Source organism: Nannocystis pusilla, assembly GCF_020073745.1.
GTDB lineage: Bacteria > Myxococcota_A > Polyangia > Nannocystales > Nannocystaceae > Nannocystis > Nannocystis radixulma.
In genome coordinates this window covers 35,418-60,370 of sequence record NZ_JAIRAU010000047.1, presented here as the reverse complement: position 1 = coordinate 60,370, position 24,953 = coordinate 35,418, and the positions used below count along the sequence as shown (strand labels likewise).

Annotated in this window: 20 protein-coding genes; 6 read left to right on the top strand and 14 right to left on the bottom strand. The window is 71.9% G+C overall.

Going from position 1 to position 24,953, the window contains the following annotated elements; all coding sequences use genetic code 11:
* Position 1: 1 nt before the first annotated feature.
* Entirely contained in the window at positions 2–664 is a 663-nt protein-coding gene (locus K7C98_RS33365) for a class I SAM-dependent methyltransferase (protein WP_224195884.1), read from the bottom strand.
* Positions 665–752: 88 nt separating this feature from the next.
* Here K7C98_RS33365 and K7C98_RS33360 point away from each other — a divergent pair, with 88 nt between their 5' ends.
* Positions 753–1,556: a YIP1 family protein gene (locus K7C98_RS33360; protein ID WP_224195883.1), complete on the top strand. Its 804-nt coding sequence runs from the start codon at positions 753–755 to the stop codon at positions 1,554–1,556.
* 120 nt (positions 1,557–1,676) lie between these two features.
* Here the strand turns inward: K7C98_RS33360 and K7C98_RS33355 are convergent, their stop codons facing one another.
* The 4 genes from K7C98_RS33355 to K7C98_RS33340 form a co-directional block, all read right to left on the bottom strand.
* Positions 1,677–2,372 carry a hypothetical protein gene (locus tag K7C98_RS33355; protein ID WP_224195882.1) on the bottom strand — a complete coding sequence of 232 codons (696 nt, stop codon included), beginning with the start codon at positions 2,370–2,372 and terminating at the stop codon, positions 1,677–1,679.
* A gap of 317 nt (positions 2,373–2,689) precedes the next feature.
* Entirely contained in the window at positions 2,690–3,772 is a 1,083-nt protein-coding gene (locus tag K7C98_RS33350; protein WP_224195881.1) for a hypothetical protein, read from the bottom strand.
* Positions 3,773–4,016: 244 nt separating this feature from the next.
* Positions 4,017–7,091 carry an ATP-binding protein gene (locus K7C98_RS33345; protein WP_224195880.1) on the bottom strand — a complete coding sequence of 1,025 codons (3,075 nt, stop codon included), beginning with the start codon at positions 7,089–7,091 and terminating at the stop codon, positions 4,017–4,019.
* A gap of 251 nt (positions 7,092–7,342) precedes the next feature.
* A complete protein-coding gene (locus tag K7C98_RS33340) occupies positions 7,343–8,752 on the bottom strand; it encodes a lyase (RefSeq protein ID WP_224195879.1) in 1,410 nt (469 codons plus the stop codon).
* Between the two features lie 547 nt (positions 8,753–9,299).
* Here K7C98_RS33340 and K7C98_RS33335 point away from each other — a divergent pair.
* From K7C98_RS33335 to K7C98_RS33325, 3 genes are all read left to right on the top strand, one after another.
* Positions 9,300–10,931, top strand: a complete 1,632-nt coding sequence (locus tag K7C98_RS33335) for a TldD/PmbA family protein (RefSeq protein ID WP_224195878.1) — start codon at positions 9,300–9,302, stop codon at positions 10,929–10,931.
* Entirely contained in the window at positions 10,928–12,277 is a 1,350-nt protein-coding gene (locus K7C98_RS33330; protein ID WP_224195877.1) for a TldD/PmbA family protein, read from the top strand. Before K7C98_RS33335 ends, K7C98_RS33330 begins: the two co-directional genes overlap by 4 nt.
* A 298-nt stretch (positions 12,278–12,575) precedes the next feature.
* Positions 12,576–12,980, top strand: a complete 405-nt coding sequence (locus K7C98_RS33325) for a hypothetical protein (protein WP_224195876.1) — start codon at positions 12,576–12,578, stop codon at positions 12,978–12,980.
* Between the two features lie 74 nt (positions 12,981–13,054).
* Here the strand turns inward: K7C98_RS33325 and K7C98_RS44110 are convergent, their stop codons facing one another.
* The 8 genes from K7C98_RS44110 to gcvT all read right to left on the bottom strand — a co-directional run bounded on the left by K7C98_RS44110 (position 13,055) and on the right by gcvT (position 20,801).
* Positions 13,055–14,248, bottom strand: a complete 1,194-nt coding sequence (locus tag K7C98_RS44110) for an RNA polymerase sigma factor (RefSeq protein WP_346660321.1) — start codon at positions 14,246–14,248, stop codon at positions 13,055–13,057.
* 190 nt (positions 14,249–14,438) lie between these two features.
* Positions 14,439–15,353 (bottom strand): hypothetical protein, encoded by a 915-nt coding sequence (locus tag K7C98_RS33315; RefSeq protein WP_224195875.1) that lies wholly within the window; start codon positions 15,351–15,353, stop codon positions 14,439–14,441.
* A gap of 15 nt (positions 15,354–15,368) precedes the next feature.
* Entirely contained in the window at positions 15,369–15,545 is a 177-nt protein-coding gene (locus K7C98_RS33310; protein WP_224195874.1) for a hypothetical protein, read from the bottom strand.
* A 52-nt stretch (positions 15,546–15,597) separates the two neighbouring features.
* Positions 15,598–15,918, bottom strand: coding sequence for an MGMT family protein (locus K7C98_RS33305; protein ID WP_224195873.1), 321 nt, complete (start codon positions 15,916–15,918; stop codon positions 15,598–15,600).
* A 1,077-nt stretch (positions 15,919–16,995) separates the two neighbouring features.
* Positions 16,996–18,165: an aminotransferase class V-fold PLP-dependent enzyme gene (locus tag K7C98_RS33300; protein ID WP_224195872.1), complete on the bottom strand. Its 1,170-nt coding sequence runs from the start codon at positions 18,163–18,165 to the stop codon at positions 16,996–16,998.
* Positions 18,162–19,166 carry a hypothetical protein gene (locus K7C98_RS33295; protein ID WP_224196212.1) on the bottom strand — a complete coding sequence of 335 codons (1,005 nt, stop codon included), beginning with the start codon at positions 19,164–19,166 and terminating at the stop codon, positions 18,162–18,164. Before K7C98_RS33295 ends, K7C98_RS33300 begins: the two co-directional genes overlap by 4 nt.
* 10 nt (positions 19,167–19,176) lie before the next feature.
* On the bottom strand, positions 19,177–19,566 hold the full coding sequence (gene gcvH / locus K7C98_RS33290) for a glycine cleavage system protein GcvH (protein WP_224195871.1): 390 nt from the start codon (positions 19,564–19,566) through the stop codon (positions 19,177–19,179).
* A gap of 113 nt (positions 19,567–19,679) precedes the next feature.
* The gene (gene gcvT, locus K7C98_RS33285; protein ID WP_224195870.1) at positions 19,680–20,801 is read right to left on the bottom strand and encodes a glycine cleavage system aminomethyltransferase GcvT; all 1,122 of its coding nucleotides are present in this window, start codon (positions 20,799–20,801) and stop codon (positions 19,680–19,682) included.
* 79 nt (positions 20,802–20,880) lie between these two features.
* On the opposite strand from gcvT, the gene K7C98_RS33280 reads away from it, so the two are divergent.
* Positions 20,881–22,020, top strand: coding sequence for a hypothetical protein (locus K7C98_RS33280; protein ID WP_224195869.1), 1,140 nt, complete (start codon positions 20,881–20,883; stop codon positions 22,018–22,020).
* A 128-nt stretch (positions 22,021–22,148) separates the two neighbouring features.
* Here the strand turns inward: K7C98_RS33280 and K7C98_RS33275 are convergent, their stop codons facing one another.
* On the bottom strand, positions 22,149–23,267 hold the full coding sequence (locus K7C98_RS33275) for a hypothetical protein (RefSeq protein WP_224195868.1): 1,119 nt from the start codon (positions 23,265–23,267) through the stop codon (positions 22,149–22,151).
* Positions 23,268–23,647: 380 nt separating this feature from the next.
* Between K7C98_RS33275 and K7C98_RS33270 the strand changes: the two genes are divergently transcribed.
* The gene (locus tag K7C98_RS33270; protein ID WP_224195867.1) at positions 23,648–24,781 is read left to right on the top strand and encodes a hypothetical protein; all 1,134 of its coding nucleotides are present in this window, start codon (positions 23,648–23,650) and stop codon (positions 24,779–24,781) included.
* Positions 24,782–24,953 lie beyond the last annotated feature (172 nt).

The following is a 24,953-nucleotide window of genomic DNA, read 5'->3' as shown; positions in this document are numbered from 1 at the left end:
GCTACGGCTGCTTGGCGAAGATCAAGTAGTACTGGTGCGGGAGGTATTCTTCCTCACGCTCGAGGACGAAGCCGGCCTGGGCGAGCTCGCCGACGATGGCGTCGCGCGAGAAGCGGTACTTCGGCTCGGGGGCGAACTTCTCCGGCGGGGTGGACTCGGGCCGGAAGTCGACGATGACGAGGTGGCCGCCGGGCTTGAGCGCGTTGTGAACCTTCTTGAAGTAGTTCACGCGGGCGCGCAGATAGGCGTAGGTGTTGGCGACGAACACGAGGTCGATCGCCTTCTCGGGCAGCGCGGGGTCGTCGTAGAAGGCGAGGTGCGGCTGGATGTTGGGGGTGCCCCAGTCCTCGCGGTTGTTCTCGATGTACGAGCGGAACTCGTCGTCGATGTCGACGGCGTAGACGGTGCCGGCCGGGACCTCGGCGGCGAGCCGACGCGAGAAGTAACCGGCGCCGGCGCCGATGTCGGCGATCACGGCGTCCTTGCCGGGGATCGGGAGGCTGCGGACGATCCGGTCGGGCATCTCCCACGACTCGCGCTCCTGGCTCTCCATGGCGGCGATCGCCGCCTTCGGATCGTCGTAGTCCATGTCGGCGACGACCTCGCGCTTGCGACAGCCCGCGGCGGGCAGCACGAGCGCGGCGGCGAGGAGGAGGCGAACCATGTCCGTCAGCTTACGCGCGAGCCCGGGCTCACGGGAAGGGCCCGATGCGGGTCCGCGCCGGCCGGAGTCGGTTACACTCTCGCCACGAATGGCTGAGCCTGGAATTGCGAGCGCGGCGCGCGTCCGCCAGGAGGCGAAGGGTCGCGAGCTGCTGGCCGACACCGGGGCCCTGTGGAGCGCGCTGCCGGTGGAGTGGCCGCGCGAGGCCGAAGGCGGCTCGGCCGCGGCGCTGCCCGGCTGGGGCTGGCGAGTGCGACGGTCGCTGGCGGCCCTGCTGGTCCGCCCGCGCCGCAGCTTTCAATACGTACACGAACCGGTCGACCACGGGGCGGCGCTGCGCCTGCTGCTGACGGTTCGACTGCCGCTGTGGGCGCCGCTGCTGGTGGCGCTGGCGGTGCTGGGCCCGCCAGCCCCCGCCGGCCAGGGGATCCCGCTGCTCGAGCCGAGCCTGATCGAGGCGCTGGCGCTGTGGCTGCTGCTCATGGCGCCGGTCGGGGTGCCGCTGCTCTACGCGGGGCTGGGGATCGCCACCCACGTCGCGCTGACGCTGACCGGCGGGGCGCCGCGCTCGATCGCGGCGACGATGCGGGCCGTCGGCTACGCGCTGGCGCCGGCGCTGCTCGGGGTGGCGCTGCTCGACCTGCCGCTGTACGTCGGCGCCCTGTCGCTCGAGGTCTACCTCGGCGGGCTGGGGGCGCTGACGCTGCTGACGTTCGTGGTCGCCGGCAACGCGCTCACGGGGACGCATCAGCTGCCGCCGATCCGCGGCTTCGTGGTCGCGCTGGTGCCGGCGGCGATGTTCGCGGCGACGCAGGTGCTGCGCGCCGTGCTGGCCCTCGGCGCGCTGCCGGGCTACACGCCGCCGCCGGGGCTGCCGTACCTGGTGCCGTGAGGCGGCCTGCCAGGCCGGGCGCGCGCCGTCGCGGGCGCATGTCTGCTCGGGCATGTCGCCCGGGGCATGTCTTTTAAAAAATGTCGCTAGGGACATGGCCCTGGCGACAGGTGCGAAAGGTCAGCCGGCCTTGGGCGGCTCGGCGGCGTCGGCGGGGACGCCGAGGACCTCCTGGATCGCGGTGTTGAGGCCGGACAGGTCGGCCGGGGCGACGCCGGAGTACTTCACGGCGTTGCGGCCGTCGGCGAACATGACGGTGCGGCTCTTGGTGATGTTGTACCAGCCGTCGAAGGCGTCGTTCTTGCCGCCCTCGTCGGCCGGGACGACCAGCGGGATGGCGACGCCGAGCTCGCTGCGCAGGTCCTTGACCTTGGCCTCGAGCGCGGCGCGGTCGCCCGTCGGGGTGGTGGCCTTGCCGTCCTTGATGTCGGTGATGACGGCGAACGCCTTGAGCTTGTCCTCGCCGTACTTCTTGACGAGGGCGTCGAGGTTCTTGATGTCGTCCTGGAAGGCCGGGTCGTCGAGGGTGCCGACGGCCATGATCTTCGGGCTGCCGCCGAACTTGCAGACCTGGCAGTACTTCTCGCCGCTGTCGCAGTTGACGATCTCGAACGGCTTGAACTTGCCGCCGACCCCGAGGCCGCTGTCGGCGAGGACGGGCTGCTCGGCGGGCTTTTCGGGGGCCGCCTCGGCGGGCTTGTCGGCGGGCGCCGGCGCTGCTGCCTTGGCTTCGACGGGGGCGGGCTTGGTGGCCGACTCGCCGCCGCAAGCGGCGAGGATCACGGCGAGGACGAGGCTCGTGCGGTTGGTGAGCATGGACTGTTCCTCCGAGTGGCGGCCAGTTTGACCCGGGCAGGCGCCCAGGCGCCAGCGACTTGCAGGCACTTTCCCACCAGGCGCCGCGCACGCGCGGGGGCGCCGGGCCCCGCTTTGCGAGGAGACGCAGCGAGGTTCGTGAGTTGCGGCCGGAGGCGGCGCCCACGAGGGCGAAGTCCCCCGGCGAGCGACGCAGCCGGGCCTCGGGCGCGACCCTCGGTGGGTGACGCAGGGACGGGGAGATCGACGGGCCGGCGGCGCGAGGAGGTGGTTGTTCGGGCATGCTCGAAAGGACATGCCCTGGGGGACATGACCGATCACGGGCACAGCGGGCGCGACGGGGTGGCGCAGGCGAGGCCGGCGACGAGCTCGACGCGGTAGTTGTCGCGGGGGGCCTCGCCGATCGGGCTGTCGGCGCCGCGCGAGGTCGGCACGAGCATGACGTGGACGAAGCCGCGGTCGACCAGGACGTCGCGCACTTTCTCGGCCATCGTCAGGCCGAGCCGGCGGGCCTGGTCGGGCGGGAGGTCGTCGCCGGTGTGGCCCTCGAGCGAGAAGTTGCCGCCGGTGCGGTAACGCGGGGCGAGCTGCTTGCGGCGCGCGTCGAGCTCGAGGAAGGCCTCCTCGTCGAGCTCGAGGGTGTCGGGGTCGTAGGGGATCCGGACGACGAAGCGGCCGCAGCCGGCGACGAAGACCTCGGGGCAGCCGTCCTCGTCCTCCTCGCCGTCGACGGTCTCGGGCTGGTTGCGGCAGTCGTGGCGGCCCTTGCCGGGCTCGAGCCGGCCGTCGCAGTTGATCCACTCGCTGCCGGTCCAGCGGGCAGCGTCGAGGACGCCGTCGCCGTCGTTGTCGCGATCGGGGCAGCCGTCGTGGTCCTGGTGGCCGTCGTAATCCTCGGGGAGGTCGGGGCAGGGATCGTCGGGGTCGGCGACGCCGTCGCGGTCGCCGTCGGGGGCGTAGGGCGGGCAGAGGCCGCGCAGCTGCAGCCAGCTGCCGGCCAGCGGGTCGTCGGGCGGCCCGCCAGGGACGCCGTGGACCACGAGGGCGACGCGATCGGCGGGATGGACTGCGGCGCGGAAGCGGGCGAGCACGTCGTCGCCGAGGGCCTGCAGGCCGGCGTCGCGTCGGGTGGGATCGGCGAGCTCGCGGGCGGCCGCGGCCATGTGCACGGCCAGCTCGACGCGCAGCTCGGGGTCGGCGCGCAGGCGATCGATCCACTCGCCGAGCTCGGAGGCGCCGATCTCGTCGAGCGCGGGCGCGGCAGGGCCGGCGTCGAGGTACGGGATGGTCGCGAGGATCGCGGCGCACTCGGAGACGGGGGGACGACGGGCCGGCTCGGAGTGCTGGGAAGCGCAGGCCAGGCAGAGAGTCAGCAACCCGAGTCGCACGGCGCGTCGCATCGGTACTCTCTGCAGCATACGTGCGACGGCTCGGAGTGGTGTGGATCTGCCGCGCCAGGGCAGCGAAACGCCCGCGGACACGGGGGCGCTCGCTGCGGGGACGCGGGGGGCGAAATTCCGCGCGATCGCGGGGGTCGGCGGACGCGGGGGGCGGCGCCCGACGCGTGGGTGCGACGCCGGGGTGGCCGTCAGGATGTCTGAAAGGACATGTGACTGCCAACGGAGGGGTCGCGCGCGCGGGGCGTCACGGCCGTTCGGAGGCGAGGCGCTGGGGCTCGGCGGCGGGCGCCTGCTCGGGCGGGACGAGGGGCAGCCAGATCCGCACGGCGGTGCCGCGTCCGAGCTCGCTGTCGACGCGGATGGTGCCGCCCTGGGACTGGACGAACTTCTGCGTCATCGGCAGTCCGAGGCCGGTGCCCTTGCCCGGCGCCTTGGTGGTGTAAAACGGCTCGAACAGGTGCGAGAGGGCCTCGGGCTCGATGCCGACGCCGCTGTCGCGGACGACGATCTCGGCGCCGTCGCGGCCGTCGCGGCCAGGCGCGGAGCGGGCGGCGATCTCGATGGTGCCGCCGCGGCCGGTGGCGTCGGCGGCGTTGCTGAAGACGTTGAGCAGGGCCGACTCGAGCGCGGGGCGGTGGACGACGAGCGCGGGCAACGTGCCGTCGCCGGCGTCGACGACGAGGCGGATGCCTCGCTCCTCGGCCTCGGGCCGGACGAGGTCGACGAGCCAGGTGAGGATCTGGCCGAGGTCGCAGCGCTCGGGGGTGGTCGGCCGCCGGCGCGTGTACGCGAGCAGGGTCTCGACCAGCGCGGCGCAGCGCTGCGAGTGGCGCTCGATCCGCTCGAGGGTGCGGCGCACGAACGGGTCGCGGGGGTTGCGGCGCAGCAGCATCTGCGCGCTCATGCGGATGATCGCCACCGGGTTGTTGAGCTCGTGCGACAGTCCGGCGATGAGGGTGCCGACGGCGGCCATCTTGCTCGACTGCACCAGTTGGTCCTGGGTGTCCTCGAGGGTGCGCAGGGCCTGCTCGAGCGCCCGCTTCTGCTGGACGACCTCGAGGTGGGTGCGGTGCAGGCGGAGCGCCGCGGCGAGCCGGGCGCGCAGCTCGATGGGGGCGAACGGCTTGGGCAGGTAGTCGTCGGCGCCGACCTCGAGGCCGCGGACGGTCTCGTCGCGGCTGGCCTTGGCGCTGAGCAGGACGACCGGGACGTCGCGCAGGGACTGGTCGCGCTTGAGGCGGGCGACGAGCTCGTAGCCGTCCATCTCCGGCATCATGATGTCGGAGAGGACGACGTCGGGGCGGCGGGCCTGGGCGGCCCGCAGGGCCTCGGCGCCGTTGCCGACCAGCTCGATGGCGTAGTCGTCGCCGAGGATGCCGGCGATGTAGCTCGCCATGTCGGGGTTGTCCTCGGCGACGACGAGGCGCGGGCGGTCGGACGCGGGGGCGGGGGGCTGCTCGCGGCGGATGACCTCGAAGGGGCTCGCACGCGCGGGGGCGGGCGGCTCGGGGACGGGTCCCAGGGTGGCGAGGCGATCGGCGTCGATCGGCAGCTCGACGGTGAAGCAGGCGCCCTCGCCGGGCGCGCTCCGCAGGCTGACGGTGCCGCCCATCTCCTCGGCGAACTCGCGCACGAGGGCGAGGCCGAGGCCGGTGCCCTCGTGTTTGCGGGTCATCGAGCTGTCGAGCTGCTGGAAGCGCTGGAACGCCCGCTCGTGCTCTTCGGGGGCGATGCCGGGGCCGGTGTCGCGGACGGCGAGGCGCATGCGCCGGTCGGCGAGGGGCTCGAGGGTGACGGTGATGCTGCCGCCGGCGGGGGTGAACTTGAGGGCGTTGCCGAGCAGGTTGAGGAGGATCTTCTCGAACATGTGCCGGTCGAGCGGGACGGTGCCGAGGCCCGGGGCGAGCTCGTGGCGCAGGGTGAGGCCGGCGGCGTCGGCGGCCGGCCCGGCGTCGAGGACGATGCCCTCGACGAGGTCGCGGACGTCGACGGGCTCCCAGGCGGCGTGCAGCTTGCCGGCCTCGAGCTTCTGATAGTCGAGGATGTCGTCGACGAGGCGGCCGAGGCGCGAGGCGTTGCGCCACATGCGAGTCATGACGGCGCGGGTGCGCTGGCCGAGCGGCTCGTCGCCCTCGTGCAGCAGCGACTCGAGCGGGCCGAGGATCAGGGCCAGCGGGGTTCGCAGCTCGTGGCTGATGGTGGTGAGGAACTCGCTCTTGGCCCGCAGGGCGGCGTCGGCGGCCTGCTTGGCCCGCTGCAGCTCGAGCTCGATGCGCTTGCGCTCGGTGATGTCGACGTAGATGCCGAGGATCCCGGTGACCTCGCCGCGGTCGTCCCGCATCGGCACCTTGCTGGTGAGCAGGTAGCTCTCGCGGCCGTCGAGCAGCTTCATCGACTCCTCGATGTTGAGGAGCGGGACGCCGGAGCTCATGACCCGCTCGTCGGTGGCGCGGAAGAAGTCGGCCTCCTCGCGCGAGGCGCAGATGTCGTGGTCGGTCTTGCCGATCAGCTCGTCGACGCTGGCCAGATCGGTGCGCTTGAGGAAGTGGTCGTTGCAGCCGAGGTAGCGGCTCTGGCGGTCCTTCCAGAAGATCGCCTGCGGGACGTGGGCGAGCACGTAGTCGAGGACCGACCGCTTGGTGGCGAGCCGCTCGAGCGCACGCTCGCGCTCGGTGACGTCGAGGGCCACGCCGACGAGGCCGATGACCCGGCCGTCGCCGCCGCGGACCGGGCTGTAGCAGGTCTCGTAGGTCACGCCGCGCAGCTGGCCGACCAGCGAGACCGACTCGCCGGCGAGGGCCCGGCGGGCGGCGTCGACGACCCAGGGGATGTCGCCGTAGGCGTCGAAGATCGAGCGGCCGACGCTGGATCCGGTCGGCACCTGGGAGCGGTTGAGGCCGTGGCCCTCGTTGACGGTGAACACGCCGTCCTCGTCGCAGGCGAACAGGACGACCGGGGTGTGGCGCAGGACCGTGCGCAGCTGCTGGCGCCCCTGCGGCGAGGCGGGGCCGATCTCGGCGCGCTCGCGGCGAAGGAAGGCCCAGACGCTGTCGCCGCGGGGCACCACACGCAGCGCGAGCCGGCCGCCGCGCAGGTCCGAGACGTGCAAGCGGGTCTCGTCGTCGGCGGCGCAGACGGCGGCGAGCCGCCCCGGGACGGGTACGAGCAGCAGGTCGCCGATGGCGCGACCGACGAGGTCGCCCCGCGCAGCGTCCAGCAGGCGCTCGGCGGCGCTGTTGGCGTCCCGCACCTCGCCGGCGCGCGAGACGAGGAGCAGCCCGTCCTCCATCAGCTCGGCAAAGTCTGCCGGGAGCAGCACGACGGCAAGGATACGTGAGTCCAGACCGCGAGCCGGCGCTGCCGGCGAGAACGGTGTTGCCGCCGAGCCAGGCGGGCACGGGCGGTCCGCCGGCCGCGGGCGGTCCCGCCTCCGAGGGCCGCGAGGAGACCGGCGGACGTCGGCGCGGGACGAGGTCCACACGGGGACATGTCATGGACGACATGTCCGTGAAGACATGGTTGCCGAGATATGACCTTCAGGACATGCCCCGAAGGTCATGTCTCGGAGGGTCAGCCCGGCGGCGGGGTGACGCTCTTGAGCTGGCCGCCGGTCATGTCGGAGTAGACGTAGTGGTTGCCTTCGACGGGGATGTTCTGCATCGCCCCGACGTTCATCGGGTCGATCTTCCACGCCCAGCCGGCCTGGTCGACCAGCCACACGAAGCCGTCGACGTCGACGCTGACGCCGATCGGGGTCGAGCACTGGGCGAGGTTGTGGAAGGCGACGAGGGTGCGGGTGGTGACGTCGATCTCGACGAGGCCGCACGGGCCGTTGGAGGCGACCCAGGCGTGGTCGTTGTGGTCGATGGCCATGCCGCGGTGGCAGGCGTTGGCGCCGGCGACCGAGATCCACTGGCCGGAGTTGACGTCGTAGGTGGAGACCGGGCCGGAGCAGCCGGCCATCCACGGGTTGCCGTTGCGGTCGACGGTCATGCCGTAGGACTGAATGTTGCCCGGCTGGGGGATCCGCGTGATCGTGATCGGGTTCTCGGAGGTGTTGACGCGCGCGAGCTCGCCGCGCAGGCCGGTGAACCAGGCGTTGTCCTGCGGGTCGAGGGCGCCGCCGTACGGCGCGTAGCCGCTGCCGTTCCAGCCCGCGGCCTCGATCGACTGCTCGAGCAGGCCGGTGGCGCCGTCGAGGCGGACGAAGTTGGCGGCTCCGGCCTGCATGGCGCCGAAGCCGAGCCAGACCTTCTGGTTCTTGTAGGTGCAGGTGGCCTTGTCGTAGTCGCCGATCGTCCACGTGATCCCGCGCGGGCCGTGGGTCTGGCCGCCCGACCAGTTGGCGTGCAGGATGGTCCACACGACGCACTCGTCGGTGCCCCACGGCTTGACGTCGGCGGGGCCGGTCGAGGTGGTGATCTGGCCGTCGCCGTTGGCGTCGATGCAGTCGGCGATGTTGGCGGCGACGGCGGTCGAACGGCCGGTGCCGCGCGCGTTGACGACGACGAAGCGGCCGTCGCCGGAGACGGCGGTGCGCGAGACGTCCTCGGTGCCGCCGCTCGGACCGGTGAGGTAGCGCCCCTCCTCGACGAGGGTGCGGGTGTTGATCTTGGAGACGTGGCCGTGGCTGGTGGCGGGGATCCAGATGAAGCTCTCGTCGATGTCCATGTTGCCGGCGCAGCTGGTGCCGCCGTCGGGAGTGACGCCGAGGTCGAACTTCGGACCGCCCTGGGTGGTCACGCTCGTCATCGAGCCGTTGCTGGTGGTCGGGGGGGACTCGCTGGTGCCGTCGGTGTCACCACCCGAGGCGGTCCCCTCGGTCGGACCCGTGCCCTGCGTGGCACCCTCGGTGAGGGTGCTGCCGGTGGCAGTGATGGGGCCGACGGTGATCGTCGCGGTCATGGTGACCGTGGCGGACCCGACGCTGCTGTCGGCACGGTTGTCGTCGCCGCAGGCGACGAGGAGACACACGGCCATGCCAGCGACCGATAGACGAGGGGAGACCATGGGGCGATGAACGCACGATCCCCCTCATGAGGGCAAGTCCCCGACGTGGGACCCTTGCCCGGGGATGTTCGGATCCGTCGTCGGGGAGCACCGAGGGCCTCGCTTGCGGGGGTCCGGGACGCGCGTGCGCAGCGTGGTGATCGCGCGATGACAAAGCCGTCACGCAGCGGCGGCGCGAGGCCTCGAGCGGGGTCGGCCGACGACGGCGGGAATGCAGCGAGCGCGATCGGGGGGAGGTCGCGAACTGCGATTGGGATCGAGACCGGCGATAGCGATCGGGGGAGTCGGCGGCTCGGCGACCGGACCGGCGCAGGTCGAGCGGCCGGCGTCGGAGGCGCCCCAGGAGCCCGGGGATCTCCGCGGGCGTGTGTCCGCGGATCGATCGGGGGTCAGACGCCAGGACGTCGGCGAAGCGCCGCGGGCTGCGGGATCGTGCGGGGCGGAGGACCCGCGGGGAGCGGCACGACGGGTGATTTTCACGCGCGGCGGCGCAGGCGGGATGGGTATCATCGCGCCGATGTCGAGCTCTCGCCGCTCCTTCCTCGCGCTCACGGGGCTCTGTGGCGCCGAGGCGCTGCTCCACGGTTCACGCGCGGCGTGGGCGGGGCCGGCACCGAGCCGGGTCCCGGCGCCGAAGTCGGCGCCCGCGAGCGCGGACGCGGGCATGGCCTTGCTGGCCGCGAGCCGGCTCCTGGCCGACGAGAACCTGTTGCGCGTGGCGCTCGAGGCGGCGAAGAAGGCAGGGGCGAGCTACGCGGACGCGCGGCTGGTGCTGATGCGGCGCGAGCGGGTGTCGGTGCGCGACGATCACGTGAGCGGGATCGGCCGCAGCGAGGACTACGGGGTCGGGCTCCGGGTGATCGCCGACGGAGGTTGGGGCTTCGCGGCGACGGCGGAGCGCACCGCGAAGGCGGTCGAGGGGATCGCCAGGGCGGCGGTGGCGATGGCCCGCCAGAGCTCGCTGCTGATGCCGCAGCCGGTGACGCTGGCGGCCGCGCCGGTGCTGCAGGGCGGGTGGGTGTCGCCGTTCACGGTCGACCCGTTCTCGATCGCGCCGGCGGAGAAGGCGGAGCTGCTGCTGGCGGCGGCGCGGGCGGCGTTGGCGGTGCCCGGGGTGGCGCACGTCGACGCGAACGTGGCGTGCGTGCGCGAGGAGAAGCTGGTGATGACGAGCGAGGGCTCGCGGGTGCACCAGATCTTCTTCCGCGTGGTCCCGGGGCTGACGGCGACGGCGATCGATCGCCGGCGCGGCCGCTTCGCGGGGCGCGACCACGAGGTGGCGCCGATGCTGGCCGGCTGGGAGCACGTGACGGCGGCCGACCTGGTGGGCACGGCGCCGAAGATCGCCGAGGAGGCGCTGCAGAAGCTGCACGCGGCGCCGGTCCAGCCGGGCAAGAAGCACGCGATCCTGGCGCCGTCGAACCTGTGGCTGACGATCCACGAGAGCATCGGCCACTCGACGGAGCTCGACCGGGCGCTCGGCTACGAGGCGAACTACGCCGGCACGAGCTTCCTGACCGCGGACAAGGCGGGCAAGTTCAAGATCGGCAGCGACATCGTCAACCTCGCGGCCGACCGCACGCAGCCGGGCGGGCTGGCGACGACGGCGTGGGACGACGAGGCGGTGGCGAGCCAGCGCTGGGACCTGGTGAAGAAGGGGAAGTTCGTCGGCTGGCAGACGACGCGCGATTTGGCGGCCGCCGCCGGCGAGCAGGCCAGCCGCGGCTGCAGCTACGCCGACAGCTACGCGAGCGTGCCGTTCCAGCGCATGCCGAACGTGAGCCTGCAGCCGGGCAGCGAGGGCTACACGACCGAGGACCTGATCGGGGCGACCGACGACGGGGTGCTGATCACGGGCCGCGGCAGCTGGTCGATCGACCAGCAGCGCTACAACTTCCAGTTCTCGGGCCAGTTCTTCTGGGAGATCAAACACGGACGGTTGACGCGGCCGCTGCGCGACGTGGCATACCAGGCCAACACGGTCGAATTCTGGAGCTCGTGTGACATGCTCGGAGGGACAGACACGTACCGCCTCGGCGGCAGCATGAGCGACGGCAAGGGCGAGCCGTCGCAGAGCAACGCGGTCAGCCACGGCTGCCCGCCGGCGCGCTTCGTGGTCAACATCCTGAACACCGGAGGTGGCGCGTGAGCGCGGCGTCTCCGCTGAGCCCGGCCGAGGCGCGGGCGATCACGAAGTCGGCGCTGGCGGCGGCGACGTTCGACGATGTCAGCGTGCGTGTGTCGGCCAGGCGCACGGCGTACCTGCGGTTCGCCGCGGGGGCGCCGACGACGTCGGGCGAGGCGGCGCGCTTCGAGGTGTCGGTGACGGCGGCGCGCGAGGGTCGGGTGGCGACGGTGTCCGGCACGGGCCGCGATACGGCGTCGCTGCAGGCGCTGGTGCGCGAGGCCGAGGCGCTGGCCAAGCTGGCGCCGAAGGACCCGGAGCACGAGCCGCCGCTGGGGCCGCAGCAGTACGCGAAGGTGGCGGCGCGCGACGCCAAGACGGCGGAGGTCGGGCCGGAGGGGCGCACGGAGGTGGTGGCCCGCGTGCTCAAGGTGGCGCGCGAGGCCAAGCTGGTGGCGTCGGGGCTGGTCGAGCACGAGGACGCGGTGACGGTCCTGGCCAATCGGACAGGTCTGTTCGCGCTCCACGCGGCGACCGATGCGTCGCTGACGACGACGATGCGCACGGCCGACGGCAAGGGCAGCGGCTGGGCCGGGGCGGCGTCGCACCGCCTGGCCGACCTCGACGCGACGGGGCTGGCCCGCCGCGCGGCCGACAAGGCGACGATGTCGAGCCAGGGGGCGGACACGCTGGCGCCGGGGTCCTACACGGTGGTGCTCGAGGCGCAGGCGGTGGCCGACCTGCTCGGATTCCTGGTGTCGGCGCTGCAGGCCCGCGCGGCCGACGAGGGGCGCAGCTTCTTCAGCCGCCCGGGCGGCAACGCGATCGGCGAGGCGCTGTTCGACCCGCGGGTGTCGCTGCGCTCCGACCCGGCCGACCCGCGCTACCCGTCGATCCCGTTCGCCGGCGACGGTCTGCCGCTGCCGGCGACGACGTGGATCGAGCGCGGGATGCTGAAGGCGCTGGCCTACAGCCGCTTCTGGGCCCACAAGCAGAGTAGGCCCCCGCTGCCGGCGCCGCGCTCGATCTTCCTGGCGGCGACCGACCCGGCAGAGGGCAAGGACCTGAACGAGCTGATCCGCGGGGTCGAGCGCGGGGTGCTGGTGACCCGCTTCTTCTACAACCGCATGCTCGACCCACGGCAGATCCTGGCGACGGGGCTGACCCGCGACGGCACGTTCCTCATCGAGCAGGGGAAGATCGCGCGGCCGGTCAAGAACATGCGCTACAACGAGAGCCCGGCGGCGCTGCTCAAGAACGTGGTGGCTCTCGGCAAGCCCGAGCGGACCGCCGGCGAAGGGATGCTGGCGGTGGTGCCGCCGCTGGTGGCGAAGGAGTTCCACTTCGCCAGCGTGAGCGACGCGGTCTGAGGTGGGATCGAATGGGACATGTCCTGAGGGGCATGTCTGATGGGGAGTGTTTTGGAGGACATGTCGTAAGGGACATGTCCGGAAGGCGAGCTGGGCGGGCGGCCGAGGAGCTCGCGGCGTGGAGCCGGGGCGCCGCTGAGCGCGCGAGCGAGCGGCGGCGGTCGCGGCCGCTGGGCAGGGAATTCGCGGACTTTGCGCGGAAGGGGTGAAAAGGGCCGTGGAGGCCCACGGGCGGCAAAGTGGGGCGACGAGTCGGTCGGGTGCTTGCGTCGATCGCCGCGTGCAACACGGTGCACACATGACGACGGCGACGAACCAGGGGCGTGACCAGGAGGTCGACGCGTTCTTCACGATCCTCGGCCACGCGCTGGTGGAGGGCGACTCGCTGACGGTGGCGACGCTGTACGAGACGCCGGCGCTGCTGCTCGCCGACACGGGGGTTCAGGCGATCGCCCGCCGCGAGGAGGTCGAGCGCTTCTTCGCCGGGTCGCGCGCCCGGTACACCGACCGCGGGGTAGCCTCGACCCGCGCCGATGTCGAGGAGCGCGAGTGGCTCGGCGAACGCGTGGTCCTGGTGCGCGTGCGCTGGCCGTACCACGACTCGTACGGGCGCGAGGTCGGCAACGAGCGCTCGACCTACGCGCTGCGCCGCGACGACGAAGGGGCGCTGCGGATCCGCGCCGTGCTGGCGCACAACGAGTGAGCCGGCGAGGTTCGGCGCTCCCGGCAGGAACCGCGACCTCCTCCCGGACTCGTCCCCGGCGGCGCCGGTTTCCTTCAGCGCGGGGCGTCGGGGCAGACGAAGCGCTCGAAGCGGCGGGCCAGCACCGAGTCGGGCAGCCGCGCAGCCAGGCGCTGGGCGGCGGCCGCCGCGTCGGCGGGGCGACCCTGCAGGCACAGGACCTCGACCGCGGCGGCCTCGCGGGCGTCGACGAGGGCGCCGCGCGGGAACTCGCGCGCGTGGGTGGCCAGCAGCTGGGCGGCCGCCGCGGGATCGCGGGCGTCGAGGCGGGCGCGGGCGCGATCGAGGAGGGCGACCTCGGCGGCGAGGGCGTCGGCGGGGTTGCGAGGTGTCCCTTGCGACAGGTTGGCGCGGGCGCGATCGAGGAGGGCGACCTCGGCGGCCATCAGGGCTTCGCTGCGAGCTGTCTCTTGTGACAGGTGGGGCGGGGCGGAGTCTGCTGTCTCCGGGGACAGGTCGGGCGCGGCCCCGGCGGGACGGGCGGGCGTGGATGTCTCTCGGGACAGGGTGGAGACGGCGCGGTCGCGGGCCCGGCGGGGCGGGGCGGCGGCGACCACGGCGGTGGCGCCGGCGAGGAGGAGGGTGGTCATGACGCCGGTGCGGGCGGTGGCCCAGGCGGCGGCGACGGTGGCGAACTTGGCGGGCGTGAACAGCGGGAGCATCACGGCCCAGGTGCGCTCGGCCGCGGCCGGCGGCGGGTCGTCGCGCCGGCGAGCGGCCGTCAGCAGCTCGGGGCTGGCGGCGAGCTCGTGGAGCTGGGCGCGGGCGAGGCGGAGGCGCGAGTAGACGGTGTTGAGCGGGAGGTCGAGCTCGGCGGCGATCTCGGGGCCGCTCATGCCGAGCAGCTCGGTCAGCTCCCACACGTCGCGGGCGCCGCGAGGCAGGCGGGCGAGCAGGCGCTCGAGCACGCGGGCAGAGTCGTGGCGCTCGTGCGGGGCCTCGCCGGGGCTGCCGGTGAGCTCGCCGAACGCGGCGATCCGGCGCGAGTGGCGGGCGGCGCCGCGGTGCCAGTGCGAGGCGACCCGCCGGGTGACGCCGTACAGCCAGGCGCGCGCCGAGACCTGGTAGTGGACCTGGTCGAAGCGGCGGAAGGCGGTGAGAAAGACGTCCTGGACGACGTCGTCGCGGGCGGCCGCGGGGACGCCGAAGTGCCGGGCGGCGGCCCACACGAACGGGAATTCACGGTCGTAGATGGCGCGAAAGCGCGCTTCTCGGTCGGTGGGTTGCACGGGTCCAGGAGTGCTGTCCCCGGCCCGCGAGGATTCCGTCACCATGGGTCTCCGAGGCGCAATTCGAGGCCGAGGAGCAGGCGCAGCGACACCGGGGACGGCTCGAACAGACGGACGGGGGCGTCGGGGTCGCGGAGGTCGAAGCGGGCGGCGGCGAGGCGGAGGAGGCCCTGGGCGGCGAAATTGAGGCTCAGAAGGCGGTGGAAGTGCCAGGCGACGCCGGCCGAGACGCGCGCGGCGGTCCAGATGCCGGTGCCGGTGCGGGCCCCGGGGCCGCGGCCCTGGCCGCGCAGGCCGCCCAGCTCGAAGCCGCCGCACAGCGGAAACTCGAGGCGGGCGCGGCCGAGCCGGGCGCAGCCTGGACGCCGGCGGCGAACAAGGCGACGGTCACCGAATTGACGCCGAGAGCCTCGGTCTGCGGGCCGAGGTAGACGCCGTGGAACTCGAGCCGGGCGCGGCGCCAGAGCACGCCGGTGCCGAGGTCGAGGCCGGCGGTGGGGCGCGGGAGGGTGCCGACCTCGAAGCCGCCGGAGAGGCGCAGGAAGCCGCCGGGGCGGCGGGAGCGAGGTGATGATGGTGTCGGAGCGGCGGGGTCGGCGAGGTCGACGACGAGGGCCGGGGGCGGAGGTTCGGGGGGGTCGACCGGTTCGGGGCGCGCGAGCGGGGTGGGCTCGACGGGGGGCTCGGTGGGCGCGGCCTGGGCGGCTGGCGGGTCGGGCTCGATGGGCTCGTCGGGGGGCTCGGGCTCGACCGGCGAGGTCGGATCGCCGGCGGCGGCGGAGGGGTCGAGGGCGAGGGCGCTCAGCAGGGCGGCGGCGTCGACGAGGGCGGCGCACTGGCGGGTCGTGAGCGCGCGCGTCTGGGTGTGGCCGGCGACGGTGAGGCGCAGGTCGAGGTGGTAGCGCCCGGCAGAGGTGCGCTCGATCTGGCCGACGAGCGCGAGCTCCTGGGCCGTCGGCAGGCGCCCGAGCCGGCCGGCGATCGCCCGCTCGAGGGCGGCGCGATCGGGGCAGCCGGGCGGAGCCTGCCAGACGATCGCGGCCTCGGCCGGAGGTTCGGGCACCTGGGTGACAAGCAGCGCGGCGAGGAGCGGCGCGAACGACATCGACGACGGTGCATCCTACCGCAAGCCCGCGCCGTCGGCCGGCCGCTTCGCGCGGACGCTGCCGGGCGCGGCGGAGGCGAGGTCGAGGTCCGGGGCGCGTCCGGGCGGTGCGAGGTTGTCGCAGGCGGGCGGATGATCGAGAGGCGCGCCGGAGATGGACGGGTGGTCATGGGGGCATGCGATCGAGGACATGTCGACGAGGACATGTCGGTGAGGACATGCCGTCAGGGACATGCGCGAAAGGTCAGCGACGCCGGGCGGGGCGCGGCCGCCACTGGTAGGTGGCGAGATCGATGCGGCCGCTGTCGCCGAACTCGACGCCCTCCTCGATCAGGAGGGTGCGCTGGCGGGCGCCGGAGGCCCCGGGCAGGCTGATCTCGCCGCGGGCGTTGAGGACGCGCTGCCACGGGACGGGGCTGCCGCCAGGCAAGGCGTGCAGGGCGTAGCCGACCTGGCGGGCGCGGCCGGGCAGACCGGCGAGCTCGGCGATCTGGCCGTAGGTGGCGACGCGGCCGCGGGGGATCCGCTGGATGGTGGCGTAGATGCGGGCGTAGTCGGGGTGCATGGCGGACGGGTGCGGCGAGGGCTGGCCGATGCGGGGGCGCGGGGCTGCGGGAGAACTGGGTGGGGCGGGCCGGATGCGGCGAGAACGGGTCCCTCGCGACGCGAGACCTGCCATGCCAGATGCTCGCCGCCGATGTGGTTCTTGGGACATGTCCGACGATTGGCTCGGCGGCTGCGCGTCAGGCATGGGGCCCCTCGCTGCGTCCCATTCTCGCCGCGTCCGGCCCGCCCCGCGGCGATCGTCTCGGGCCCCGCGCTTCGTGAGGCGAACAATGTCGTGCCGGCGAATCGGCGGTGCGGGAGGGCGTGCGTCTCGGTGTGGCTCGGCGTGACGAAGGTGTGAGAGCGAATCTGCGGCGCGGGTGGGAGTGCGTCTCGGGTAACGGTTCGTCGGGCGTATCGATAGGCGAATCGGCGGTGTGGGACGACGATCGTCCCGGTACAGGGGCACGGGGAGCGTCTCGGGTCCCGCTCGTCGTGCGGCGAGGAGTCGCGGGGGTGAATGGGTGCAGGGGCACGGGGAGCAGGTTGGGTCTTGCTCGTCGTGCGGCGAGGAGTCGCGGCGGTGAATGGGTGCAGGGGACTCGGTCGCGTCGTGCACGACACGTGGGGTGGGAAGAGAACCGGGAGAAGCAGCAGCGCCACCACCATTCCGGCGGCACGACGGTCTCCGCGTCTCGCCGAGCGGGGCCCGAGACGATCGTCGCGGGGCGGGCCGGGCGTGGCGAGAATGGGACGCAGCGAGGGGCCCCATGCCTGACGCGCAGCCGCCGAGCCAATCGTCGGACATGTCCCGAGGACCACGTCGGCGGCGAGCATCTGGCATGGCAGGTCTCGCGTCGCGAGGGACCCATTCTCGCCACGCCCGGCCCGCCCCACCCAGTTCTTCCGCAGCCCCGCGCCCTCGCATCGGCCCGGCTCCCGCGCCTCGCATCGGCCCGCCTCGCATCGGCCCGGCTCCCGCGCCTCGCATCGGCCCGCCTCGCATCGGCCCGGCTCCTTGCGCCTTGGCCCGGCTCCCCGCGGGTCGCATCGGTCGATGCGACCCCGCGCTCGGCAGGAGTGGTGCTCGGACGAATCACGCGCGGCCGGCGAGGGCGACGATGCGGTCCATCATGCGCTCGACCTCGGCCTCCGTGTTGTAGAAGTGGGGCCCGAGGCGGAGGCCGCAGTTGGGGCGCCAGTCGAGCTTGTAGTGCTCGTCGATGAGGCGCTTGCTGGCCTCCTCGCTGCCTGCGAAGTCGACGGCGACGAAGCCGGTGCGGCGCTCGTGCTCGAGCGGCGAGTGGACCACGAGGCCGGCGGCCTGGGCCCGCTCGATGATCCGCTGGCACAGCGCGAGGTTGTGGGCGCGGATCCGCGGCACCCCGATCTCGTGCAGGTTCTCGTAGGCCGCGCGGGCCACGTAGTAGGCGGGGATCGAGGGCGTGCCGGCGAGGAAGTGGCGGTGGTCGCTGGCGAAGCGGATCGGCGGCGCCTCGAACGCGAACGGGTCCTGGTGGCCCATCCAGCCGACCAGGCGCGGCCTCAGGCGCTCGCGCACCTCGGGCTTCATCCACATGAAGGCGGTGCCGGGGCCGCCGCACAGCCACTTGTGGCTGCCGCCGACGACGATGTCGGCGCCCCACTCGGCGACGTCGATCGGGACCGCGCCGGCGGTCTGGTAGACGTCGACCATGACGAGCGCGCCGACCTCGTGGGCCCGGCGGGTGATCGCGGTGATGTCCTGCAGCGCGCCCGAGACGTAGATGCCGTGCGACAGCGGGACGATCGCGGTGCGCTCGTCGATCGCCTCGAGCATGCGCTCGGTCGGGATCGTCATGCCGTCGTCCGAGGGCACGAGCGCCAGCTCGGCGCCGAGGTCGGTGAAGCGCTCCCACACGTAGAGGACGTTGGGGAACTGCAGCGACTCGACGACGACGCGGTTCTTGCCTTTCGGGTACTCGAGGCAGCTGGCGATCGCGGCCTGGAAGTAGGCGACGTTCTGGTTGAGGATCGTCTGCCCGGGCGGGGCGTTGAGGAAGCGCGCGGCGCTGTCGGCGGTGTCGCGCATGACGTCGAGCCAGTGCGGCCACACCTCGACGCCCTCGCGGGCCCAGTCGTCGGTGTACTTCTGCAGGGCGTCGGCGGCCTGCCGCGGCATCGCGCCCATGCTGTTGCTGTTCATGTAGACCGAGTGGGCGAGGATCGGGTAGTCGCTGCGGTAGCGGGCCAGCTCGGGCTGCAGTTCGGGGCGGATCGGAGTCACGGGGCGGTCCTCTTGTTCGCTTGCAGGTCGTAGGGGCGGAACTCTTGCCGGCTGGTGCGGCGGCGGTTCATGTCGGTCAGCTCGCTGCGGCTGAAGGCGTGCGGGCCGGTGCGCGGCAGCTGGCGGCGCACGAACTGCTCGATGATCCGCCGCGCCTGGTCGGCGGTGTCGGTGCGCACGCGATCGAGCTCCGAGACGGCCTCCTCGGGCAGCTCGCCCTCGATCGTGACGCGGTAGGCCTCGTCGCACTCGTCCCAGCGCTGGAAGATCAGCTCGCGCTTGGCGGCGGCGTCGCCGGCGGCGCTCCACAGCTCGAACAGCTCGCGCTCGAGCGTGCCGAGGCGGTAGGTCAAGATCCGCATGGTCCACTCGACCGCCATCTGCGTGCGGAGCTCGCGGGTGCGGTCGAGGAACTCGCGCTTGGCGCTGGCGTCGACCTCGGGGCCGCCCATGAGGTCCTGCAGCTTGACCAGCCACTCCGAGGGGCCGGAGACGCCGAGGCCGGCCATGTTGATCTGGCGCAGGGCGGCGCGCGAGCCCTTCATCTTGTTGCCGTGCTGGTCGCGGTTCCAGCGGTCGCCGAAGCGGACGGTGCCGTCGGCGTTGAACTCGGCGGTGAAGCGCTTGCCGGGATCGACGTACATCAGGGTGCCGTCGCGCCGGCGCGTCAGGCCGACGGCGCCGAGGGTCTCCTCGGAGATCGGTTTGACCGGGCCGCCCTTGCCGTAGGTGGCGAGCGAGCGCGGCGAGGGGATCTTCGGCACGCCGGCCGGCGGTACTCCGCCCGGCGGCTCGGCGCGGGCGTTGCCCTCGGCCTCGACGGGAGGGGGCCGCGTGGGGGCCGGCGGGGGCGGGCTCGCGGGGGCAGGCGCCGGGCCCTCGGGGGCGGCCGTGGGGGTGTTTCGGCTCGCAGGCGGCGCCGCCGGGCCCTCGGGGGCGGGCGTCGAGGCCGCGGCCGGCGCGAGGCCGAGCGCCGCGGCGAGCGCGAGCCGAACAGTCATGCCGATCGCGTCACTCGCTCTTGAGGTGGGCCTCGTACTGGTCGGCGTCGAGCAGGCCGTCGAGGGCGCGGGGATCGGCGGGGCGGATCTGGATCATCCAGCCGTCGCCGTAGCAGCTGGTGTTGACCAGCTCGGGGGCGTCATTGAGCCGCTCGTTGATCGCGACCACATCGCCGTCGAGCGGCGCGTACAGCTCGCTCACGGCCTTGACCGAGTCGACGGTGCCGAACGAGTCGCCGGCGCTGAAGCGGGCGCCGACGGCCGGCAGGCCGACGACGGTGACGTCGCCGAGGTTGTCGACCGCGTGGGCGGTGATGCCGACGACGACGGTGCCGTCGGCCTCGAGGCGGGCCCACTCGTGATCTTTGGTGTAGCGGAGGTTGCGCGGGATGTCGGACATGATGGAGGCTTCGGGGCGGATGGTCGGGGACAGGTCCTGGCGGACAGGTACTTGCGGACAGGGTTCTTGGAGCAGGCCCGATCGGTCAGGTGCACGCGGGCGGCGGCGGGCGCTCAGGCGGCGGGCTCGGGGCGGCGGTAGAACGGGCCCTTGACGACCTCGGCGGCGAAGGTGCGGCCGCGCTGCGAGATCGTGAGGGCGGTGCCCGGCGCGGACAAGCCGACCGGGACGTAGGCGATGCCGACGGCGCCGCCCACGGTCGGGGCCGGACCGCCGCTGGTGACGGCGCCGATCACGACGCCGCCGGCGTCGACGATGTCGGCGCCGGGGCGGGCGATGTTCTTGCCCTCGGTGACGCGGAAGCCGACGAGCGAGCGGGTGAGGCCGGCGGCCTTGATGTTCGCCAGCGCCTCGCCGCCGACGAAGTCGTCGCCGCGGGCCCGCTTGTCGAGCTTGACGACCCAGCCGAGGCCGGCCTCGAGCGGGTTGGTGGTCGCGTCGATGTCGTTGCCGTAGAGGCACAGCCTGGCCTCGAGGCGCAGGGTGTCGCGCGCGCCGAGGCCGATCGGCGCGGCGCCGGCGGCCAGCAGGGCCTGCCACACGGCGACGGCCTTGTCGGCGTCGACGAACAGCTCGAAGCCGTCCTCGCCGGTGTAGCCGGTGCGCGCGGCGACGATGTCGGCGCCGGCGAGGGTGGCCGCGGCGAACCCGAACGAGGGCACCTGCAGCAGGGCGTCGCTGCCGCTCAGGCGCGCCACGAGGCCGCGGGCCTGCGGGCCCTGGACGGCGATCAGGGCCACGCGGTCGGAGTTGTTCTCGATCGCGCACAGGCTGCCCGCGTGCTCCTTGAAGTGGGCGAAGTCCTTGGCGATGTTGGCGGCGTTGACGACGATCCGGTACCAGTCGGCGCGGTGGCGGTAGACGATGCAGTCGTCGACGATGCCGCCGTCGGGGTAGCAGACGGCGGTGTACATCGCCTTGCCGTCGCTCAGCTTGGCGGCGTCGTTGGTGATCAGGCGCTGGATGGCGGCCAGAGCGCCGGGGCCGGTGAAGTCGACCTCGCCCATGTGAGAGACGTCGAAGATCCCGACCGCGGTGCGCACGGCGCGGTGCTCGGCCAGGATGCCCTCGTATTGCAGCGGCATGTGCCAGCCGCCGAAGTCGACCATCTTCGCCCCGCGGGCGACGTGGGCGTCGTGAAGGGGAGTGCGCTGGAGCGAAGCAGTATCGGCCATGATGTGCCCCGTTCCCATAGCCAACTTCGGCCCCCGCGGGAAGGGCCGCGGCGTGCTACACCCCGGGTCGATGCGCTCCGTGAGTGAACCCGGAAGCAAGCCTCGCGGCGCCTCCGCGAGGGGTTGTGCGCGAATTGCGCTTGCGCCCGCGCTGGCGTCGTGCGTCGTCCTCCTCGCAGCGGGCTGCGCGGCGCGCAAGACCTCGCCCCCGACCGGCCACAACTCGTTCGGCCAGGGCACGCGCTACATCCAAAAGGCGGTCCGCAGCAGCAACGAGGGCGTGATCATCCTGCCGTCGAAGCGGGCCGAGAACCTGTTCGACCTGCAGCGCCTGAACGAGATCGCCCAGGCCCTGCGACCGCCCGCCGCGGCGTGCTTCGTCAACCGCGCCATCGAGACGATGAAGCGGGGCAAGCGCGACGGCGAGGACGCGTACGTCGACGTGCCCGAGGGCCAGGTCAAGATCCGCACGCGCCTGTCGCCCGACGGCGAGGTGCTGCGCACCGAGGTGCTCGACACCGGCTTCAAGGACCCGGAGATCGAGCCCTGCATCATGGAGGCGATCCAGAGCCGCAAGTGGATCAAGAACCGCAGCGGGGTGGTGCAGTACCTCGACGTGATCTACTGGGTCAGCCTCGGAGATGGCGCGGAGGACAGGTCGCCGCAGGCCAAGGCCGAGCTGCGCCGGCAACAGGCGGTCGCCGCCATCCGCGGCAAGGGCTGCCTCGAGCGCCGCGTCGGCGCCGGGACGTACCCGGTCGAGGGCCTCAACCTGGTCGACCGCGAGGGCAACACGCTCGTCAGCCGCGTCGAGCCCAATTCGCTGCCGCAGAAGGTCCAGGAGTGCCTGTCGGTGGTGCTGCGCGACATCCAGATGCCGCGCGCGCCCAACTCGTTCGTCCGCCCGGTGTCGCCCAGAGTCGAGTACACGGTGGCGACCGACGGCACGGTCTCGTTCGCCGACGAGCGCTGGATCAACCTGATCCTGATGGAAGAGAAGGCGGCCCGTGAAGACCGCCTGGCGGAGATCGATCGCGGGCTCGGGATCGCCAGGCCGGAGGAGACGCCGGAGACGACGACGCCGGAGCCGGAAGGCGCGAGCGAGCCGGCCGAGGCCGGCCCGAGCAGCGAGCCGGCGAGCGAGCCGGCGCAGGACCCGGGGCAGGCGGGCATCAAGCTCAAGCTCGGCGGCCACCGCCGCAGCGAAGCGCCGCGCTGAGTCTGTTGTGGGGCGAGGCGGGCCGGCGACGCGGCCCACCGACGTGAGTGGCCGCGAGGCCATGTTGAAGAGGACATGTCCGATCCGGCATGTTCTCGACGACGGGGTCGAGACGCTGTCGGCGAGCATCAGTGCGGTGCGCCCTGCTCGCCGATCTCGGGGTAGGCGATGATACGGACGTGAGCCGGCGGCCCGGGCGGGAGATGCACGAGCAGCACATGAGGCCCGGCCTCGAGCTGTGATGCCCCGGCCGCGCCGAGCAATTCGAGAGGCCACGAATAGGCGCCCGGGGTCACCTTCGTCCGCGGCTCGCTCGCGCACGGCTGGATGGCAAGGTTGGCGTCGGGGTGATCGGCGACGAAAAAATAAGACCCGTTCGCGGGGAGCGTCACGGGCACGCGAGCGGTCATCTGCATGCCGTAAATGGCCACATGGCTGCTGAACGTGTCGGTCCGATCGCAGTCGAGGTCGACCTCAACCTCCCAGTACTCGTCCTCCCACGGCACGGCGACCGCCTCGGACGACACGTAGCACTCCCAGTGATGGGGGTAGACGAAGGGAGCGGTGGCCGCATACTCATCGAGCACGTCGTCGAACTCGCGGCCCAGGACGGTCCGGGCGACCGCTTCGACCTTCGCCTGCGAGGCCCCGTACGGTGTGCGCGCGTAGAGATTCATGTAGGTCCGGCCGCCGAAGCGCTCGATGAGCCAGCGCGAGAGGTGCCCGGCGCCGCCCAGGTTCGCCTGCCAGCCGGTGAGGAGATCGGGGAAGGTCGAGGGGTCGCCGAGCCCGCGGGCTGCACCTTCCTCCCACCAGGAGCGCCCCTCGCTTGAGGTGATCGCGTGCACGATTTCGTGGGGAAGCAGAGACAGGACCGAATAGATCGTGGTCCCCCGCGCGCATCCCGAGACATCCTGCCGGCACCACTTGCGAATGGGGACATCGGCCCCCTTCAGGAAGAGATAGATGGTGATGCGTTCTTCCAGCCCCAACTCGAGCATGTCGAGGACGTACTCCACGTGATCGTCGAGCATGGCGAGAGTGCCGGCGCACAGCGCTTCCGAGCCGAGCGGAGCAATGTCGATGTGTTCGCTGCTGTAGACGATCTCGGCGTCCGGGGAGTCGACGGGCTCACTCTCGGGCACGGGTGTGTCGTTCTCGCAGGCGAAGCCGAGTGCGACGATGCCACCGCACACTCGCGGCCACTTCGGCGTGCGGACCGATTCTTTCGACGCGGGGAATGACATGTCGGCGGGATTTTGCATTCGCTGGCGGTAATTGGCCAGAGGGTTCTGCGAGGTGTGGGCAACAAAGTTGCGCTTCGACTCGCTGTGACAGATTTTCCCCGGCGGGATAACGTCGTTTATGCTGTCTGCTGTAAGCTCACACGGGAGTTCTCTGAAAGGGCTTGCAGGGCGAAGCCTCCTCTGCGAATATCTTCCTGTTGGAGGTCAGCATGGCGACTGGGCGTTGGAATGTTGTAAGAGCAATGATGTGTGCCGGCGTGTTTTTTACTTGAACGATGTTGGGGGGATGTGGAGACGACGAGGTCGCCACGGGGGCGACGGTCGGTGAGACGACGATAATCGCCGATTTGCCCCCTCCCGGTGGGCTCTGTGCCCAGCAAGTGTTCGAAGGGACGGACGGTCCAGGCCAGCGATACGGCTGCGCAGGGGCGGTGCAGGGCGAATTGCGCTTCGTTGTCTGTGACTTCAACGACGAAGACGAGATCGACTGCGAGCCCAGTGTCGAGTCAAATCAAGTGATCTTGATTGACAGTGAAGAAACCGAAGGGGCGGATGGCATCATTCCTTTCAACTCCGACGACCCGACTGAGGGCCCTCGGGTCGAAACGTGCTGCGAGGTGGGGATCGAGGCGGATCCGGAAGGAGAAGAGAAAGGCGATGCAGCCTGTCTCGTCGACTGTGCACATGCCGCTTGTAGCGATGCACTGGCGCGATTTGAGGCATTGATCCTGGATCCTCCCGACGACAAGTGTTCGGAAGGAACCCCGCCTCCCTCGCAGATCGAAATTAATGTTTGTGAAGATAACATCGCCCAGTCTGTAAAGTACTGGCGGGATAAGTTGCTGGAGAACTTCGACTTGTGTGTGCAAATCGTCGCGGATTCCGGTTCGGGGGTGACTCTCAACCTCGGCAGCGCGGGTTGTGTACAGGATCTCGGCGTGTTGAAAGGGGGGTGCTTCGCCGACGCAGTCCTCGATCTCAAGTGTACGTCCGCCGAGATCGACTTCGAGACGAACACGGACAACTGCACGGAGGCGAAGAACCAGCCTCCGACGAAGGAGCGTCAATCTTGCGTTGTCGAGGACAGCGAGATCGAGATCACCGACGGAGCCGCGTTCGTGGCGCCGCAGGCTTCGGGTACGATCACAACAACCGACTACGCCTGCTTCGATCCGCTCTGCGTATTCATGATCGACACGTTGAGCCTCCAGGTCGAGGACGTGGTGTACGGAAGCTCGGACCTCGAGGACATCGAGATCAACCTCATCACCCCGGCGGCAGGTATGTCCGACGGCTCCAGTGTCGAGTTCCCTCCCGGCTCGATCTGGGTGCGTGTCACCGGGAACATGGTCGACGTCACCGGCTCGGTTCCCTTCGAAGTGACGGCGGGTAACTCCATCACGGCCTTCGGAAGGCGAGATCCCGACCTGATCGTGGTTGACGACGTTGTATTCGAGACGGACACCTACGTCTTCACGGCTTCCGTCGCAGAGTCGGAGTGCGAGCCGCTGTGAAATGGTTCGACCCGACGCCGCTGTTCGACCGTGGCGGGGGGAGTTCGGCGCTGGCGGCGTGTCGGCAGGCCATCGCGTTCGGGCTCGCCTTCGTCGCGTGCCGAGATCCTGGGCCGGCTCCCCTCGGTGATTACGGGCGACACGAGGGTGACGGGTGTGGATACGCCGTGTC